The sequence below is a fragment of the Undibacterium sp. GW821-FHT07F11 genome, from assembly GCF_059418665.1.
On sequence record NZ_JBWKQH010000007.1, the window covers coordinates 126,282 to 145,432 of the forward strand.

15 protein-coding genes are annotated in these 19,151 nt (G+C 49.5%); 9 read left to right on the top strand and 6 right to left on the bottom strand.

Annotated elements, in window-relative coordinates; all coding sequences use genetic code 11:
* Positions 1–407: 407 nt before the first annotated feature.
* Positions 408–3,116, top strand: a complete 2,709-nt coding sequence (locus tag AC07OI_RS18415; RefSeq protein ID WP_495258205.1) for a TonB-dependent receptor — start codon at positions 408–410, stop codon at positions 3,114–3,116.
* Between the two features lie 60 nt (positions 3,117–3,176).
* Here AC07OI_RS18415 and AC07OI_RS18420 read toward each other — a convergent pair whose 3' ends face one another.
* The 3 genes from AC07OI_RS18420 to AC07OI_RS18430 form a co-directional block, all read right to left on the bottom strand.
* The gene (locus AC07OI_RS18420; protein WP_492707775.1) at positions 3,177–3,998 is read right to left on the bottom strand and encodes a transglycosylase SLT domain-containing protein; all 822 of its coding nucleotides are present in this window, start codon (positions 3,996–3,998) and stop codon (positions 3,177–3,179) included.
* Between the two features lies 1 nt (position 3,999).
* Positions 4,000–4,578, bottom strand: a complete 579-nt coding sequence (locus tag AC07OI_RS18425) for a hypothetical protein (protein WP_495258206.1) — start codon at positions 4,576–4,578, stop codon at positions 4,000–4,002.
* A gap of 286 nt (positions 4,579–4,864) precedes the next feature.
* Positions 4,865–5,755, bottom strand: coding sequence for a LysR family transcriptional regulator (locus AC07OI_RS18430; RefSeq protein WP_495258207.1), 891 nt, complete (start codon positions 5,753–5,755; stop codon positions 4,865–4,867).
* Positions 5,756–5,881: 126 nt separating this feature from the next.
* Between AC07OI_RS18430 and AC07OI_RS18435 the strand changes: the two genes are divergently transcribed.
* Positions 5,882–7,345 (top strand): MFS transporter, encoded by a 1,464-nt coding sequence (locus AC07OI_RS18435; protein ID WP_495258208.1) that lies wholly within the window; start codon positions 5,882–5,884, stop codon positions 7,343–7,345.
* Between the two features lie 67 nt (positions 7,346–7,412).
* On the opposite strand, the gene AC07OI_RS18440 is transcribed toward AC07OI_RS18435, so the two are convergent.
* Positions 7,413–8,486 carry a diguanylate cyclase domain-containing protein gene (locus AC07OI_RS18440; protein ID WP_495258209.1) on the bottom strand — a complete coding sequence of 358 codons (1,074 nt, stop codon included), beginning with the start codon at positions 8,484–8,486 and terminating at the stop codon, positions 7,413–7,415.
* A gap of 778 nt (positions 8,487–9,264) precedes the next feature.
* On the opposite strand from AC07OI_RS18440, the gene AC07OI_RS18445 reads away from it, so the two are divergent.
* Entirely contained in the window at positions 9,265–11,430 is a 2,166-nt protein-coding gene (locus AC07OI_RS18445; protein WP_495258210.1) for a metallophosphoesterase, read from the top strand.
* 137 nt (positions 11,431–11,567) lie between these two features.
* Here AC07OI_RS18445 and AC07OI_RS18450 read toward each other — a convergent pair whose 3' ends face one another.
* Positions 11,568–12,245 carry a hypothetical protein gene (locus AC07OI_RS18450; RefSeq protein WP_495258211.1) on the bottom strand — a complete coding sequence of 226 codons (678 nt, stop codon included), beginning with the start codon at positions 12,243–12,245 and terminating at the stop codon, positions 11,568–11,570.
* A 341-nt stretch (positions 12,246–12,586) separates the two neighbouring features.
* Here AC07OI_RS18450 and AC07OI_RS18455 point away from each other — a divergent pair, with 341 nt between their 5' ends.
* The 3 genes from AC07OI_RS18455 (at position 12,587) to AC07OI_RS18465 (ending at position 14,109) form a co-directional block, all read left to right on the top strand.
* Positions 12,587–12,988, top strand: coding sequence for a hypothetical protein (locus AC07OI_RS18455; RefSeq protein WP_495258212.1), 402 nt, complete (start codon positions 12,587–12,589; stop codon positions 12,986–12,988).
* 366 nt (positions 12,989–13,354) lie between these two features.
* Positions 13,355–13,741 (top strand): hypothetical protein, encoded by a 387-nt coding sequence (locus tag AC07OI_RS18460; RefSeq protein ID WP_495258213.1) that lies wholly within the window; start codon positions 13,355–13,357, stop codon positions 13,739–13,741.
* The gene (locus AC07OI_RS18465; protein ID WP_495258430.1) at positions 13,717–14,109 is read left to right on the top strand and encodes a YuaM family protein; all 393 of its coding nucleotides are present in this window, start codon (positions 13,717–13,719) and stop codon (positions 14,107–14,109) included. The genes AC07OI_RS18460 and AC07OI_RS18465 overlap by 25 nt, the downstream gene beginning before the upstream one ends.
* Positions 14,110–14,469: 360 nt before the next feature.
* Here the strand turns inward: AC07OI_RS18465 and AC07OI_RS18470 are convergent, their stop codons facing one another.
* Positions 14,470–15,066, bottom strand: a complete 597-nt coding sequence (locus tag AC07OI_RS18470) for a DUF5710 domain-containing protein (protein ID WP_495258214.1) — start codon at positions 15,064–15,066, stop codon at positions 14,470–14,472.
* Positions 15,067–15,465: 399 nt separating this feature from the next.
* On the opposite strand from AC07OI_RS18470, the gene AC07OI_RS18475 reads away from it, so the two are divergent.
* From AC07OI_RS18475 to AC07OI_RS18485, 3 genes are read left to right on the top strand one after another with little or no spacing between them, the layout of a single operon-like run.
* On the top strand, positions 15,466–16,545 hold the full coding sequence (locus tag AC07OI_RS18475) for a CHAT domain-containing protein (RefSeq protein ID WP_495258215.1): 1,080 nt from the start codon (positions 15,466–15,468) through the stop codon (positions 16,543–16,545).
* Positions 16,542–17,627 carry a hypothetical protein gene (locus AC07OI_RS18480; RefSeq protein ID WP_495258217.1) on the top strand — a complete coding sequence of 362 codons (1,086 nt, stop codon included), beginning with the start codon at positions 16,542–16,544 and terminating at the stop codon, positions 17,625–17,627. The genes AC07OI_RS18475 and AC07OI_RS18480 overlap by 4 nt, the downstream gene beginning before the upstream one ends.
* Positions 17,624–18,961 (top strand): lipase/acyltransferase domain-containing protein, encoded by a 1,338-nt coding sequence (locus AC07OI_RS18485; protein WP_495258218.1) that lies wholly within the window; start codon positions 17,624–17,626, stop codon positions 18,959–18,961. The genes AC07OI_RS18480 and AC07OI_RS18485 overlap by 4 nt, the downstream gene beginning before the upstream one ends.
* Positions 18,962–19,151: the final 190 nt, after the last annotated feature.

The window sequence follows — 19,151 nt, forward strand, 5'->3', positions numbered from 1 at the left end:
CTCACATCTTTCTAAAACTTCTCTGCCAATAGCAAGGATCACCAAGCATCGAATTTGTCTGAATCTGCCAGGTACTGATCAGAAATTTAATTACAATTGATTTGTGCCAGCAAATGCTATTAGCGCCTCCAGGCGCTGCCAACGCTACCAGCACTACAAATACTGGCTCTCATCCGGGCTTTGTTACGTCTTTTAATTGTGAGTCCGCAGCTATTATCCCCCGTTGTTTTGCCACATCACCGACTCCTTGACTAATTTTAATGATAGCGGTACCATTAATTTGGTAGCGGTACCATAATAAAAAACAGCAGCCAGTGAGCGGCCATGTTTCTACGCATCAAGCACCAGCTATCAGGTCGTCCACCTTCAACAGGACACAATAAAAAATATATTTTCTGGAGACAACAATGCAACAACTCACCACAAGGCGGACACGGCTCAGTGTCGCTGTAGCTCGCGCCTGCTTGTTTGCGGGCATAGTCGGCGTGGCTGCCACACCAGTCATGGCGCAACAAGCCGAGCCAGCCCCACCCAAGAAAGAAGCCAAAGAAGACAGCAGGGAAGAAATTCAGGAAGTAAAGGTCATGGCCACGCGCTACTCCACTTCACTGCTGAAGACGCCGCTGGCAGTATCAGCCTTCACGCAAGATGCGCTGGATTCAAAAGGCATCACCAACCTGCAGCAGTTATCGAATGAAATGCCGAATGTGCAGTTCAATGACAACAATAACTCCAGCGCGGTGCAGGTAACGATACGCGGTATCAGCTCGGACAACTTCACCGAGATAGGCGACACCTCGGTAGGCCTGCATGTTGCGGGACTGTTTTCACCCAGGCCACAGGGTGCGCAGGCGCTGATGTTTGATGTTGAACAGGTAGAGATATTGCGCGGCCCGCAAGGCACTTTGTTTGGCCGCAATTCTACCGGTGGCAGTATCAATATCATCCCCAACAAACCAGAATTCAATGCTTACTATGGCAAGACTGCGCTGGAACTGGGCAGTGCCAATTTGCGCAACCTCAGCATGGTACAAAACCTGGGCATCAGTGACCGCTTTGCCCTGCGCGCCGCCTTTTCCAAACTCACACGCGACAGCTTCCTCACGCAATTACAAGACTTCACCGGCTACAAGAAAAACGGCTTTGATGATACACCCCTGGTAGATCAGCGCTACAACACCAAAGTAGATCCAGCCCATGCCTATAACAACCGTGACCAGTGGGCAGGCCGCCTGATGGCGCGCTGGCAGGTGCACAAGGATGTGGAGATACAGCAAACCCTGGAACGCTACCAGAATTCAAATGCAGGCTTCACCAGCCAGCGCGATTGCGCCCAGGCCGCTGGCACCCGTTATGCATGCAAGCTGCCGGAGGACACCATCCTCATCAACGTGCCAGGCATGACCGACATGACGATCGATACCTATCGCACCAACGTCAACTGGAAAGTCAGTGACAATACGACGCTCGATTATGGTTATGTCCGCTCCACTCAGCGACGCCAGAATCTGCATGATGACGATGGCGGTTTCCACCCCGTTGATGTGGCCACCGGAGCGCCCATCATCACCTACCAGCTCCCCGTCACCAAGACTTCAGGCGACCCTGGCATTTACCCAGTGATCGATAATATGTCGTATATCCAGGCCTCAAAATTTGTCTCTGACGTACATGAGCTGCAACTCAAGCAGCAGTTTGGTAATGTGAAGTATGTAGGCGGTCTGTTCTGGATGCATGAAACCAATAGTATAGGTGCAGGTTATCAGCGCAATACCAACGGCCCCTACGCTGCGCCTGCCGCGGTTTTTTATCAGCAAGACAAACGCGAAATAGATTCCAAGGCACTGTTCGGCCAGGCAGACTGGACCTTTAAACCCACATGGACGGCAACCCTGGGCATGCGTCACACCAGAGACGTCAAGAGCGATACCGGTGGCAAGACTTATGGCGATTACTCGACCGCAGCATCGAACCAGAACTTCTTTTACCTCGGCCAATATAACCCCGGTATCGCAGGCGTCACGCCTGGCTGGCGTCCGCATAATGGCTATGACCTGACCCCGGCAATGGGCATCTTGAATGGCCCCGGTTCACTGTCTGCCTGGGGTGCTGCCGCCAATAATGATCATAAAGAGAGCTGGAGCAAGATGACTTACCGCCTTGGCCTGTTGAAGCAGATTGATCCTAATAACATGGTCTACAGCGCATTCTCAACCGGCTATAAATCTGGCGGCTTCCGCGACAAGACTGACTTGTGCGGCGGGCGCATTTGTACTGACGGCCCCAGCCCGAATTACTCCTTCCTGCCCTATGGCCCGGAAAACGTCAGCAACCTGGAACTGGGCTACAAAGGCAATCTGCTCGATAACAAACTCAAGTTTTCATCGACCCTGTTTTACCAGCGCTACACCGACATGCAATACACCGGCAATAATTACTACGCCAATGTCGCCCTGCCTGTGGGTGGTTGCCCAGCGACCAATATCAGTTGCAATATCATTACCGGCCAACGCACCATCAATATAGGCCGCGTCAACATCAAGGGGCTGGAGCTGGAATGGGATTACCGCCCATGGAAAGGCGCACGCTGGAATGGTTTTGCCAGCTATATCGATGCGACCATCCACGACTTCGATAACTGGAATGATCAATACGCCTGCGCTGCCCGCCTGGAATTCAATTCCACCAGCAAATGCCCGGACACTTACCGCGGACCAGTCGCACGCTGGGTAGGCATACGCCCCGTCAACCTCGAAGGCAAGACTCTGCCACGCACACCGCGCCTGAGTTTTGGGTCTACTTTTTCACATGACTTCATGCTGGCGAATGGCTACAAAGTCACACCAAGACTGAGCGTGAAATGGCAAGACAAAATCTATTTTGACATGCTGAATTTTGAAGACCCGCACGTGGGTACTTTCCAGAAAGCCTATGCCAAAGCAGACCTCGCCTTGCGCATTGCCTTACCAGGTGATGACATCGCGCTGGAAGCTTATGTCCGTAATTTGACGGACACACGCGCCAAGACTGGCGGCTTCCAGGCCACGACAGGTGTCATGGCAGCCTCTTACATAGATCCACGGGTTTTTGGCATGCGTGTCACTCTCAATTACTGATCGGTTACACGTCATGAAATATGCCGGGCGCTTACACTCAGGCCCGGCATAGTTTTCAAGCTATTGCGGCTTGACAGTCTCTTTCTTCACCGGCTCTGGCACACGCATCATCATGCGGTTGGAGGGTGAATCGGTACCCATCAGCATGTTCCAGTTTTTGTCGGCGTCCTGCCCTGCCTTGTTCAGCAGCGGGATGGACAACAATACATCGCCAGATTTTTTTGGTGCTTCTGCTTCTTCCTTAGCTGGCTTTGCGGATTTGGCCGGCTCTGCAGTTTCACCAGGCTTGGCAGGCGTTGCGGGTTTGACTGGCGCAGCCGGGCCCGGGCCATCCCAGACCTTGTTGGTCAGGTCTTTGTCATACTGCGTCGCATGCTTGTCCAGACGTGTCAGCAATTTATTGTATTCAGCCGGGTTGGTATTCCAGGCCTTGTAAATATCGCCCACATCATCAGAACCGGCGACCTTCTTTTTATCCAGGTAAACCGCAATACCGTAGGACACATTGGATGCCGTATTAAACCTGTCGTACTTTTCAGCCACCTCATAGCCGCCTATACGCTTGGTGCCGCTCAGCCTTTCTGCGGCATCTTTGGCCGTGCTGTCAGTAATGGCAAACACGCCAGAGGCCGAAGACTTGCGCGAAGTCGTCGCGGCGTCAGGGTTGAAGCCAGACTCCACCTCGGCCAGCGCCAGCAGGTTGGCAGTGTCCTTTTGCGACAGATTGGCCTTGCCTGCCTGCAGCACGATTTCTTTCTGCACTTCAAACTTCACGTGATCATTGGCATCACCCCAGGTGCGACTATCACCCTGTGAGTCTGCCGTCAATGGATCGCCGTTATGACTATAGTTCTTGGTTTTATGATGTTTTGCGCCTGCCATGTTATTTCCCCTCGCGCTGTATGCGCTTTACTGATACTTTTTCAATTTCAGTGAAACGTCCATTGTCATCCAGCACAAAACCATGCTTTTGAAGAAAATTGCCAGGCAAGGCCTTGGGCTTGAAATTCGTCGCCCCAAATTTTTCACGGGTAGAACCGAGGAAAACACCGGCCTCAGAAAAATAATCATCCCACTCGCATGACTTGCAGTTACCGAGGTTGGTTGAACTCAGTACGATCTTGTTACGTCCCTTGTCCCCTTTACCCTTGACGCAGGCCAGTTGCGTAATCAGTGAACGGTCTTTCAGATAATCTTCGTAGAGATAAAGTTTTTCAGAAAACTTGTCTGTACCGGCCTGCCGCAGCTTCACTTTTTGCAGGAAGCATGCGCCGTCAAGACGTTCATTAGGTTCGCAATAGGTTTCGACACTGACATCGAGCTCATCGCAATGGAGGCTGGCTTCAGTGATATAGGTTGCGGACTTGGCCGCTACTTGCGCATTGGCAATAGCAGGCAACAAGGCTACCCCAAGGACAAGACTGCTCAACAAACGAAAACTGCTGGGAAAGTAGTTATTCATAGGCATCCACTTCTTGAAGTATGAGGCAAGGGGAAAAGCATCAACAATACATATTCTACAACAAAATATATTTTACTTTGGTTTTTATATAAAATTAGAATTGGCAGCAAAAATAGCTTTATCCACGCTACGAAAATTAGCTCGTGCAGTGCTATTCAATGCCCGGCAATCTTGATCACCAAGCACTAGCCCCCACTCGTCATGCCAGACTCGATCTGGCATCCAGTGTCGTTAAGCCGCGATGCACGTTTGCACACGGCTAACAAAAATATCCTTATACCCCAACCTACCCCGCACAAACCTCCCACAAACACTGCCGCAACCAGCGGTGCCCAGGATCAGCATCCATACGTGGATGCCAGAGCATGGACACGGTAATCTCCAGCGTAGGAAACGGCAGCTCAAAACTATGCATGCCCGCCCGCAAATTGCCCGTGTGCCTTTCAGGCACAGTAGCAATCAAATCAGATGCCCGTGCCAGTGCCAACGCCGCAGAAAATCCACCCACGGTAGTCAGCACATCGCGCTCCAGCCCATAGGGTTTCAGCGCATCAGCCATTGGCCCCTTGCTCTGCGTGCGGCGTGCCACCAGCACATGCTTGCCGGATGCGTACGCGGCTGGCGTCATGACAAGCTCGCTCAATGGATGCCCCATGCGCATCACGCCTATGAAACGGTCACGGAACAAGGCGCGGGTGCGTACCTCTGGGCTGACGGCGTCACCAACCACACCAGTTTCCAGATCGACGGTGCCATCACGCAAGAGAGCGCTGTCCTTGTTCAGCTTGGGCATGAAAGTCAGGCGCACACCCGGAGCTTCTGCACTGATACGCGCAATCAGCGCAGGCCCAAAGTTCTCGACGAAGCCATCGCTGGTGCGCAGGATAAAAGTCTGCGTCAATTGCGCAAGATTGAGCTCAGCAACCGGCCGCAATGCCGCCTGTGCATCTTGCACCAGTTGGCTAACCATCCCCCGTAATTCCAGCGCCCTGGGTGTAGGCACCAGGCCACGCCCTGCCCTGACCAGCAAAGGGTCACCGGTGGTCTCACGCAAGCGCGCCAACGCCCTGCTCATGGCTGACGGACTCAGCCGCAACCTGGCAGCGGCACGCGCCACGCTGCCTTCAGCAAGCACAGCATCGAGAGTAATCAGCAGGTTCAGGTCAGGAATAGACATGCATTTATTTTAACGCGCTTTGAAGTGACATGGCGTCATACGCATGAATAAAGTGCAAATCGTGCGTCTTCCGCCATATATTGTAAAAGCCTATGATCAGGCATCGCTATTTAAGTCAGTCAAAAAATGAAAGCCACATCCATCCCAGAAGCGCTTGCAACATCCACCAGCACCCAAGCATCACGCCAGGTGCGCTGGATACTTGCCAGCCTGTCCTTATCAATGCTCCTGTCTTCACTAGGCACCAGCATCGCCAATGTGGGATTACCAACCCTGACGTATGTATTCAATGCCTCATTCCAGCAAGTACAATGGGTAATCGTTGCCTACCTGCTCGCCATCACCACCCTCATCGTCAGCGTAGGCCGCCTGGGTGACATGATGGGCCGCAAACGCCTGTTGCTGGCAGGCATAGCCCTGTTCACGATAGCGTCAGCCTTGTGCGGTGCAGCCCCAACACTGAATATGCTGATCGCCGCCCGTGCCGTGCAAGGTTTGGGGGCCGCCATCATGATGGCGCTGACCATGGCCTTTGTGAGTGAGGTCGTCAGCAAAGAAACAACCGGCAGCGCCATGGGTTTGCTGGGCACCATGTCTGCCGTTGGCACTGCTCTGGGCCCATCAATGGGCGGCATACTCATCGCTGGCATCAACTGGCGCGCCATCTTCCTGATCAATGTCCCGCTGGGCATCCTCAGTTTCATACTCGCGCAACGTCATCTGCCGCAAGACCAGCAAGCCAGCAACAAAGCCAATAACAAAGCCAGCGCGCGCTTTGATCACACCGGCACACTCCTGCTGGCCCTGACCCTGGCCGCCTACGCCCTCGCCATGACGCTGGGTCGCGGACATTTTGGCGCACTCAACCTGGCATTGCTGCTTGCCGCCATCCTTGGCGCAGCGTTGTTCATACTGGTAGAAACAAAAGTCGCGTCACCCCTGATACGCCCCGCCCTATTCCGCGACATCACCCTCAGCACAAGCCTGGCCATGAACACCCTGGTCGCCACCGTCATGATGGCCACGCTGGTGGTCAGCCCCTTCTACCTGTCGCGCTCACTGGCACTCAACGACGCCATGGTCGGCCTGCTCATGTCCGTAGGCCCCGTCATCTCCGCTTGCAGCGGCGTCATCGCAGGCCGTATCGTTGACCGCCTGGGAGCACCAGCCACCGTCACAACCGGGCTCGTCGCCATGACCATAGGTGCATTCGCCCTCGCCCAGCTGCCAGCTGTACTAGGAATCACCGGTTACATCATCGCCATCGCCATCCTCACACCCGGTTACCAACTCTTTCAGGCCGCCAACAATACCGCCGTGATGCAAGACATAGCCCCCAACCAGCGTGGCCTCATCTCCGGCATGCTCAATCTTTCCCGTAACCTCGGCCTGATCACCGGCGCGACTTTGATGGGGGCAGTATTTGCCTGGGCATCAGCCAGCAACGACATCAGAACGGCTGCACCAGCAGCGATTGCAACTGGCATGCGGATCACATTTATCGTGGCAGGAGTAATGCTGGTAGTAGCGATGGGGATTGCAGGGTCTGGATATTTGCTGAAGAGGCGGAATTTGAAGCCTGAGGGCTGATGGCTGAGGCAGCACTTCATCAGCCGTCGATGCAAGGAAAAGGATACAGAATGGACAATAGGGCGTTTTAGAACGTCATGGCCTTGTTTTTGTCTTCAGGTGCCAGCAACATAGGATTTTTCTTATGACGTTTGGTTTCATACATGGCTTCATCTGCCAGTTTAAGCAAACCACTGGCATCGCTCGTGTTTTCTTCAGCCATGGCAATACCAATACTTACGTCAACAGTCACATCTGCGTCACCAATACAAATAGGGCGAATGATTTCCTTGCGCATACGTTCTGCTATCACGCCAGCTTCGCTGACATCGGCATCTGGCGCTAGCAAGGCAAATTCATCACCCCCCAGACGGCACAAGACATCGGTTTCCCTTTTGATAGCGTTCAAGCGTTTGCCTATCTCGCTTAAGACAATATCACCCGCTTGATGACCATAAGTGTCATTAATTGGTTTGAACCCGTCCAGGTCAAGTACCAGCACAGCAAACTGTCTGCTGGAATGACGTTTTAACCGCGCAACACTCGCTTTCAATTCTTCGTTAAAGCGCCAACGATTCGCCAACCCGGTTAAATCATCATGTGAAGCCAGATACAGAGTCCGTTCATCGCGTTGCCGCTGTTCAGTGACATCACGTGCAACAGCATAGAGAAAATTAGAACCAGGTACCGGTGCCGGTGTCGTCCAGTTCAACCAGCGATACTCGCCATTTTTGTGCAGGTAACGATTATCAAAACTGATGGTGTCTATGCCCATGCGCAGCTTTTCCACTTCTTGCCGGGTCTTTTCAATATCTTCCGGGTGCACCAGTTCAAAAAAGCTGCGTGACAATAATTCTTCTTGCGAATATCCCAAGGTACGTTCAAAAGCCCTGTTCACTTTATGGAAATAACCACTGGTAGTAGCAATACACAGCATGTCCAGTGACAGGCTGAAGAAGGCTTCGCGCTCTTCTACTATGCGTTGTACCAGCTCCAGGCCATGCTTCAAGGAGTCAGCAAGGCGGTGATGGTGCTCGGCTTCCTGTTTGAGTGAAGATACCAGCTTATCGAGTGACTCCAGGCTTTCCGCGCGAAAACGCAAGGTTTCCACCAGCTCGCGCAGAGAGGTTTCGTCTATTTGTTGAAGTTCAGCTTGAACCATGAGCAATCTCTCTTTTTAAAGTCCCTGCATTCTATACAGATGCATTTTCATGCTTGCACTGATACTTCTCTCAGTTTTTTCAAAATCATTCTTCTGACTTATAACGCAGTGCGCATATCACCGCAATAGCAAGTTCACCATGACTTGCAGTGCCGCAGGCTCAGGAAAAACCAATTGGCCTGACCAATCCTCAGCGCCTGAAATGGGCAGTAACTTATCTCTGTAACGACATTTTAGTCTGACAGGCAGCGTGTCATTTAATGCCCCCGAATACTGATGATCTATTGATCATTAAATCAATGTCCAGAATAAGCGCTGACCTGATCCGACGATCATAGTAGGGAGTGTTAGCTATTGTTAATTAAATGGCCGGACATGTGGCGTATTATCCCGACAAGAACAGATTCCGAAGAAATATCCAGAACGCATTTCATCAAATACAGGCTTGACACGCTAGGTTCATATCGTGTGCAGGCTATGGTAAAACTATGGGCGCGTTAGTCGTTAGTCATTAGCCATTAGTCGTTACTCAATGACGGTGCCATTGATAACAAGTCGAATTGTCAGCACCTTGCAATGACACCAGCCCACCAACAATACCCCATGCAAGGCATACCCACAGACCGTCATGGGCTTGTCATCAAGCAACTTTACAATCCCAGGCATTGAAGATAAAACTCTTCTACGCTTTAGCGACCTGCGCCAGTCCCGCTAGCCAACAACACCAAATCGATGCACACGTGCCAGGTGTGCATTCGAACCTGTAACAGGAATGACCATGAATTTTCGTCTTTTAAATGAGCGCAAGGCCGCAAAGCAAATGCTCTCATTATGCTTGCCGTTGGCACTGATCGCCTGCGGCAACAACAAGGATGCCGCAGCGCCCACGCCAGAGCCCATCACTGAAACACCCGCCGTCGCCGTCATGTCTGACGTACATTTTGAGAATGTCTATGGCGACCTCAAGAACGCCAAGTTCTCTGGCATACCGACGGGTGACGGCAAGTTTGCCACCATACGTACCATGTATGCGCAACTGACCTCCACCCGTCTGTTCAATGAAAACTACTTCGCCTTCCGTGGTGCGCTGGATGACGCTTATGCGCGTGGCATACGCCTGGTAGCCTTGTCGGGTGATTATTCCGACGATGCACAACCCGTCAATATTGATGGCATTGCCGCGATTTTGAAAGAGTATCAGGCTAAAGGTATGCGCTTCTTCATCGCACCCGGCAATCATGATCCTAATGAACCGTATGACGATGACGAAGCTGGCAAAAACGATTTCCTGGCGGCAGAAGGTAAAGAACAAAAAGTCTATGCCGTCAATTATTCCGGCTGCAAATCACAGGACGCCACTGTCGCCTGCACCAACCAGCTCATGGAGCTCGGTTACGAAAAGCTGATCGCTCAACTGGGTGAATTTGGCTACATGCCCAACAAGGCTGACGTGTATTGGGAAACCCCGTTTACCAGCTATGCCAATGCCACCTACACCTATGACGCAGCGCTCAGCAGCGCCGATGTAAAAAACCGCCAGTTTGAAATCTGTGCCGAAGGCGAAGGTGGCAGCTACAAGGCAGAAGGCGAAAAAACCCTGGGCAAGGCATTTACCAAATGCACCAGCATTATCGATTCCAGCTATCTGGTGGAACCTGTCAAGGGTGTCTGGCTACTCTCGATTGATGCCAATGTCCACATCCCCAACAGCGCATTTGACCCTGTCAATGCCAAGGCATTCAAAGGCTTTGATGGCGCTGGCAATGCGGGCTGGAACAAAGTGCTCACGCATAAAAAACATTTGCTGGCCTGGATCAAAACCGTCAACGCCCGCGCCAAGGCCCAGGGCAAACGCCTGATTGCCTTCTCGCATTATCCGACCATGGATTTTTACGCCAACCAGACTGATTCCATGAAGGCAGTCTTCAAGTCGGGCGCCTTCCAGGTGGCACGTGTGCCTGACCTGGCCACCACTACTGCACTGGCAGCCACAGGCATGCAATTGCACATGGGCGGCCACATGCATTTCAATGGCACGAATGATTACAAGGACGCATCCGGCAATTACTTCGTCAATGTGCAGTCGCCATCACTGGCCGTATTTGGTGCCGCCTACAAGATCGTCAAATACAAAGACCAGGATACAGTTGATATCGAAACCGTTTCCCTCAACAACGTGGGACGCTACAACGAACTCTTCAAGTATTACCAGACCGAGTACGACTATCTGCAAAACAGTAGCCTCACTGCTGACGTCAGCAAGCGCTGGAGCAAAGACATACTTGCCACCAAATCTTATGGCGAATTTACCCGCTTCTATTTTGGTGAACTCTCACGCCTGCGTTTCATGGATGAATACTGGCCTTGCGAAATGAAAGAAGCCGCCACCAGCCTTGATGCAAAACAAATGCTGATCCTGTCGCAATTGCAGACCCAGGTCACGTTCGCGCAATTGAAAGACATCCCAGGCGTCTTGCCCCTGAGCGCCACCTGCATGTCCAAAGGCAGTGCTAGCGGAACACCTGTCTCTGCCAGTCAGTTGACTGCCGACTGGACAGTGGCAAGCAACAAGGCAGCACAACTCGCCACTGCTGCCGGTTATAAGCTAGACGACTTCGCCAAGATCACTGCATACGAGTTCTATGGCGACTTCCACCGCACCGTCTATGCAGGCGAACTCGCCTTGCGTGACATGGGTACAGACCGGGTCAAGCAATACAAGGTCCTGATGAACGCCTTCCCAGCCAGCCCGGCTGCTATCAGCATGCTGGATGGAAAACCATCAGACCAGAATACGGTCAATGTGGTTTTCCAAAACCAGTTCAAGCAAGTATTCAGCATCCTCAAAGGACTGGGCTCAGGCAAACCCAGCGACCGCTTCACCATCAATTTCAAGAACCAGACGCTGACGAATACGAACACCAGCTCTGCAAGTTTTAATTAATGCACTTGTTCATCCCCGTTTGCTTCAGGGCAAACGGGAGTATTTTCTAAAGAATAGTGATGATGGTTTCAATAAGCACGCGCGATTCGTGCAGCTTCACCTTAAGCAAGCAGGCGCACTAATCCTACCTACGCGGCTCATTCACTCCCAACCGCATCCTCCAGCAAAGTCATGCTTTTAGCGACCTTGCTTTTCTTTGAACTGAGTATGACTTTGCGATCACGTTTCTCGTCATATTGATAGCTTTCACTGATTTGCTGGCCAGTCAGCAAGTTGGTGCTGACGGTAGAACCCTTGCCAACCATGCCATCTGCCTCTTCTTCATCTATCCCTATCATTTGCAGACGCTGGCTGGCTGCATCGAGGCGAAAGCGCCAGGTGTAGACCGAGTATTCCCGCGAACCACTGTACTGGCTGACGACCAGCACGCCGTTTTTGACGGTGACGTTGACACCATCCTTGACACCACCGCAACCCTGGCACTGCAGGAGCTTGCCATTGCTGCCCAATAAGCTGTATCCCTTGCCAGCGCTCGCAAGCAACACAATCAAACCACGCTGCCTGTCATCAGTAGCGCCCTTGCCCTCCACTACCACTGCGGCAATATCAGCCATGCCGTCACCGTTAAGGTCACCACTGACCTGGTTTTCCACCGTCCAGCCAGGCGGCACAAAATCACGCAATGCCTGCGCCGTGGCGGGCAGCTTTTTGCCAAAGAATGTGCTTTGCTGCGCTTGGCAGTTGCTGTGCAGCACCACGGCCAGTAACAGGGTGCAAAATTGGATAAATGTTTGGATAGGTGTGGCGAGCTTCATGGGCTATTGATCTTTCTAATACGATGGATGCACATAATGTTGACGCAGCTCAGTGACACTGGATGCGCGACATGAGCATCGGTATGATACTTGATGTCAACTTTTCCCATACCACTACAGACAAAGATTTTATTCTCCAATGTGCGCTAGCACGCAGAAATAAAGTACACCGCCGACTACACTCATATCAGCGACAAGATAAATTGTGGGCTTGATGGCAGTGCACCAGCACCTGCCTCATGCTCGCATATACAAAATCTTTACCATTTCAATGAGGCCATGCCATGAAACATGATCAAACAAAAGATACCACCACCCAATTTATGCATAGAGAGTCACACATGCCTGCCGTCAAAAAGGCAGTTGGCCTGATTGCCGGACTCATTTCCTCCTTCCTGTTCGTCAATATGTGCGTGGCTGCAGACCGCCAGGACACCAGCGCCAGTGCCCGCGCACGCTACGAATATGAGAAGAGTCTCTGCCTCAACGGCCAGTCCAATCAGTCAAAAGAAACCTGCCTGCGCGAAGCGGGTGCAGCCAGACAGCAAGCCAAATCAGACAGTCTCACCACAGCAAGCGAAGAACAACTCCAGCGCAACCGCGAACGCCGCTGCGACTCCCATCCACCAGAAGACCGCGAATACTGCCTGCAACGCATGCGCGGAGCAGGGACACAATCCGGCAATGCACAAAGCGGCGGCATCTCGCGTGAACTGGTTGTACCGGTGAAGCCACCGCAGTAAGGCTTTATTCACACTGCACACTGTGAACTACTAAGATACATTCCAGCACCAAGCCGTAGCTTGGTGCTGGACTTGCGAAGCCCAACATTTAGCACAAACAAGAAACTGTCGTACCCACTATCAACAACATAGAACGATTCCACAAGCATCTTCCAACTGGCCCAGCGCCACTCACCACTGTTTACCGATTGCATTCAGCGTGCGCTGGGTCGACATCTCACTGAAGCAGCCTATTAGTCGGCCTAATTCAAGTATCGACAGCAGTCCCACAATAAGCACAGGCTTCACAAAGAGATTTCTCTGGCAAGTGGCATAAAATACAATTATAGTTATTTATTTTTTAACTATTCACTTGTGCCACCACCTATGCCACGCTCATTCAAACATCAAGCTATCAAGATACAAAAACCGCAAACTCAGGACATCATCAGAAAATTACATGATATGCGTAATAGCCAAGGATCAGAACCCGCATCCGGGCAAGAGCATTGGCATGAAAAAGCCCCAGACACGTTAATGAAAGCAGGGTTCGTATTACTGGCACTGATCATCATCTCCGCATTGTGGCACTTCATCAGCCCTTTGAATGAGTATGCTGTGATGCTCGCCCTTACTCTTGGTGTTGCCGCGATAGGCCTTCCAACCTGCGCCTTTCTTATCATGATTTATTCAACCATTGTGACTTTCAAAAATCTGAAAAGAAGTCGCTGGATAACTTCATACTTGACATTGAAGCCGATCAAAAGCATGTAAGCGAGCTGGATGCATACTCCAAAAAAGATCTTGAGAATGCACAAAGAATCATTCAGTTAAAGATCACCCGCATCAAAAACAAAATCAGCCTCGTGATCGGCTCCCCAGACAAGATAGCACTACTCTCACTGGCGGCAATTGGATGGGCCTTGCTAAAAGAGTTTTCGTCTAAAACACCTTCCGTGAAACTTCCCGAAATTTCTTTACTCTCCGCCCCGCTCTATGAATTTTTATTCTGCGCAGCATTCCTGCTGGCCCTGCTGGCTTTTGTAGTTGCCTATCTGAGCCGCGGGATGCGAGAGTACGTTTATCAATCAGAAATCCTGGACTTGGCCATTGCGTTGAAAAAAGAAAATGAGACTGTCTGAGTTATGTTCCAACTTCAGCCAAGTCCAGTAGCATGCCTATTCCATTTAGTTTGACCATCTATTCCGGTAAAGGGCAACCACCTAATATAACAATTCTTGACCACATTTTTTTATGCCGCTTTATACATACCACTGGAGAAGCCAAATGCCTTATTCAGTCGGAAATTGCTTCCATGGGCCTTGTTCGCGGCCTCAACTGAGGGTTTCATCCTGCTGTTTCCAATTCGCACGAGATACATGAATCAGGCAATGAAGCCGCCTATCAGTAAATAGACCGTTATCATTGCACGCAGCTTAGCCGAGTGTAGATGCCGCTTACTTTGTTTATTCACAAGTGCCAGGTTATGCATGCTCAATTCTTCACATATCACCGAAAAGGCGGTTGTATGAAATGCTCCCATTACAGCCAAAAGGCTCCTGCACATCTTCAAGTTCAATACTTGATGCAGCATGATCGTCTTCTGGGGAAAATGCGCCACCTGGCTCGCAATACAAAGTGAAATCGCCTTGTTTCATGCCGCAATGTTCACAATGATTCATCCAATATGAGCTCTTGGTGGTTTTACTGAAATCGACATGGTAGTGCGGCGTGATCAATCTGATGCGAGCCGCGACAGCGGGCGGTAGATCAGTAACATATAAGACCATTACCGCACTATCCTGTTCATTCCATTCATTGTCATCATCCGGGTCCACTGACTGATACCCATCTATTAGTAGAAACCCATAAACTCGGGTCAACTTGCGACACTTCCAACAGGCTGCGACTGTCTGAGCAATGCTGTAATTCTCAGCTTTAATGCCGACGTCTGCTGCGCTTTCCACCCATCGCTGGAAAGGACCTGGATCTACGCCAATTGGCACGAACCACACTTTCAACGAAGCATCCCATCGAGCTCCAAGTTGCTTAGCCTCGTCTTTTTCGGAAAACGGAACATTGAGATCAATGCGTGTCATAGCTCACTCTTTCAAATATCTATTGGGAAAACATGTTCGCATTGCATAGTTGGGCTTGACGGCTATGCTTGCAGAAACATGCATTAATTAGCAATCATTCCATCTCTGGAAATGCCACATACCGAAGCAATTCATCACTTGCAAAATGCAAAACAAAAAATGTAGCGGAAATAATCATGGTTGTTGCAAAATTGAAAATTAACATAAATTATCAATTGTTTATGCCTATTTATTAATATTAGCGTGGTAGATTAGTATTTACAAATTGTTACCAATCGGATCCATGTATCTGCCAGCATACATAATTGCAGGTGGATTTATGCAATCAAATCAGAAGATTGCCGGGCTAGCTTAAAGCACCATTTGTGGCTGATTCTATGTAAGCTAAAGGAGAATACGTTGAGCGTTTCATTCGAATTGTTCTTGCTTGATAGTCGGAACGAGAGTGGTATTTTGGCCCTGGCACGTCGCGGCGCTGACACTGCCATTGAGCCCATACCAATTGATGAACAGCTTACTAAACTGTCTGAATTTGGCCGCCAACTAGGCAAGGCAGTGACAGGCAATGCAAAACGCCCTTCACCCACAGAATTGAAAGACTACGGAGTAGAACTTTTCGATTTCATTTTTCGTGGAAAACTGAAGAATATGTATCTTCGCTTGCCGGAAGGTGCAATCAGCCTCCAGATATTGAGCGATCGCCCCGAGATACGTGAAATACCTTGGGAATATTTAGGGCCACCAGATCGACAGCCAACCCCGCATCGCGAACGCTCCATTATACGAATACATCCGACTTGCGGTGTCTATGCCAAAGAACTCAAACAGTTCAAAAAGGTAAAAGTACTCTTTGTCGCATCTGATCCTATTGATCAGCAAGGTGTGACCTGGTCAGATGTGCTTGCCACAATTAAACGAACCTTTAGTACCCAAATGCCTGATGAGGTCTCAATCAAAATTATTGAAGGTGCAACTCGCGAAGGATTGTTAGCGGCGATTTCTCGTGAATCTTTTGACGTGTTCCATTTTTTTGGTCATGGGGACTTGGACGAAAACAACATGGGGCAACTGGTTCTACAAGACATCAAATCGGGAGCCAGCGATTTCCTATCTGCAGAAGATCTAGCCATTACTCTGGCCGGAAAGGGTATTCAGCTGGCCATTTTAAGCGCCTGTCTTTCTGGGGCAGGGAAATATTCCGACGATTTTGGTGTGATCGCGAGCGCCCTCATTGTTGCTGGCATTCCAGCAGTAATTGCGAACCAATATCCCATTCCATATAAATCGATATCTCCCTTTGTAGGCAGTGTGTACGCTTCACTTTTACAAACCGGAGATATCGATCAAGCTGTTGCAGAAGGTAGAGCAACGTTATCAGTGGGACTGTCACGCGCATTAGGCCCCAATGGAGCGGTGGTGGAGTGGGGGATTCCAACACTGCATAGATTAGCGGACGCACGACAATTATTTCAAATATGAAAAAGATACCTACATTTACTTTGGTACGTAAATCTTCCACCGAATTGACAGATACGGTGCAAGAACCACTTCAACAAAAAAGAGCTTCATCATCGAGCAAACGCGCACTTGCCGATTCGACGAAAAAATCTGCGGCTTCCGCACGAAAAAATACAAATCAAGGTTCTCCTGACATCCCTAATAAAGAATTGCGCCAGGCTATAACTTCTGAAGGACTATTGGACGTATATACAAACTTGAATGAAAATTTCAAATCTGTTTTGCAATCCAATTTCATTGAGATCAACGTAGATAAAAAAGCCAATATTAGTCAATCTCCTATTGGTGCAAATAAAGTTGACTACAAATATACTGATGACGCAATCGAACGGGTAAAGGTCATCACACACGAACTCGCAAGAAATGAAAATGTACTCCGAGTTGGAATATTAGATCTGGGAGCTTGGATAGGTGGCCTCCCCGCATTACTAGAAAAACTCAATGCAGTACAACCTATTTTTACTCTTTTTGAAATTCTCGCTCCAATTCCGAGTGGGCTAGTCAAATCACCCAAAGGTTTTGTTGACTTTGCCTCTCAATATTTATCTGAAGATCTACCCAACGAAGAAACAAGTTCATTACAACCTCAAATAATAGCCCAGGATTTTTTCACGGCAGGTGACGAAATACGTGAAGGAATGGGCCTGGATATATTGGTTGGCATAACACCTGAAATGATAGGTGGCATTAAAGAAAATGGCGATGTCTACTGGAATCATTTTAGCTCTGTAATGGGTAAAACCATTCTAATTTCAACAGCAGACTTGCGCGATTTTGCAGAGCAAGCAGAACGCCCATTTGAGACTGCGATTGGTGCAATTCTCGTACCAGCGTTACTGTTGTCTATCAACAGCAATCTTCACTATCATGGTGACACAGGCTGCCTGTTCGATTACAACGAAAGTCGAAGCAGCCTGGTACAGACGATTAAATCTCTAAAAATCGAAGCCAGTTGTTTCAGCAAACTGTCCGAAGAGCAGCAACTTGCTGCCAAAGCCTTACTCACAACTCTTAACCGCTCAAGAAAAAGGAAGTCACCATGAAAGAAGCAGTGATTTTGATTCCAGGTATTATGGGATCTGTACTTAAAGATGGTGAAGAAACAATTTGGCCAGGTAGTCCATTGGAACTTGTCCTTCCTTATAAACATATGGCGGCACTATTAAAGCCGAATCTTGTAGCAACAGATGTCATCCGCAGTGTATCAATATCGTCTCAGTATGATCATTTAATCGACTCCTTGAAAACATGTGGTTTTGAAGAGGGTGATCCTGGAACTCTCAAGGTCTTCCCATATGACTGGAGAAAAGACAATGCGATTGCTGCACAAGCTTTAGCAGATTGTGTGGATGCATTTGTCACAAAATCAGATGCGGATGTGTCCATTACTTTGCTGGCGCATAGTATGGGAGGTCTCGTCAGCCGATGCTATCTCGAATCAGGTATATATAATGCGAGACCAGGGTTTTCGCACATCAAATGCCTAATTACAATGGGCACTCCGCATCGCGGCGCGCCAATGGCACTTGCCGCTGCCTTAGGTCAAGAGAAACGTGTGTTTCTGAGTGCGGAACAAGTACAAGCAGTCGCAAAGAACCCAAACTTTCCATCCCTATATCAACTTCTCCCTCCTAAGAACGAACCTTTTGCATGGGACAGAGAAATGGACGCAAGGCTTACTCCCAAAGATATTTATGATCCTGAAATTGCAGATGCAATGGGATTATCTCCAGCAAATCTTGAGTCGGCACAGAGCTTCCATAAATTGCTGGATTTAAAAAGACGACCAGAAAGTGTTCGGTATTTCTTCTTTGCTGGTACACGTCAAACTACAACAAGTTCAATAGAAATTTCAAAAAATAATTCGAAATATAAAATTTTAAAAGTTGATCGTGACGACGCCGGCGATGGCACCGTCCCATTTTGGAGTGGCTCACAATCTGGTGTACAGACCGAACCTGTGGGGGGAGAGCATGGCGGTATCTATAAAAATGCGGGACTCAGGACGATTTTAGGCGCTCTATTGGGAAAACCTGGAGTGTTATTCGCTGCAGGACCTGTTCCCGAAATATCGTTAAGAAAGAACGTAGTAAATCCTGAAGATGAATTGCAAGTTACCATTGACTTCCCAAGAGCTACAACCGTAGTTCATGGTGAACTACGATTACGGCGAGTAATTAATTCAGAAGGTCTTGAAATGCCTGATGTGGATTGGTCTGAAGTTTTTCCAATTTCCTATCAAGGGCCAGAAATTGATCACCTTTCCGTTGTCTTTAAAGCTCCGCAATACATTGGCGTATATGAGGTAGCATACTTCACTTCAGGAAATGAATTCCCAATAGCTAAAACTGAACTATTTGTACAAGAAGCTGCATAATGGAATTGATTCAAATTAAGGTGCTCTGCTTTCTTGCTTTGATTGGTTGTTGCATCAAGACTCAAGCGCTTGAGCCTTGATGCAACAACCAAATAGAAAATCCTCAGCGACCATATGTTAACGGCCAAACGAACTGACCAGATGGCACACCATTGTTGATTACGGTTATGGTATTACGTAATCAATCGCG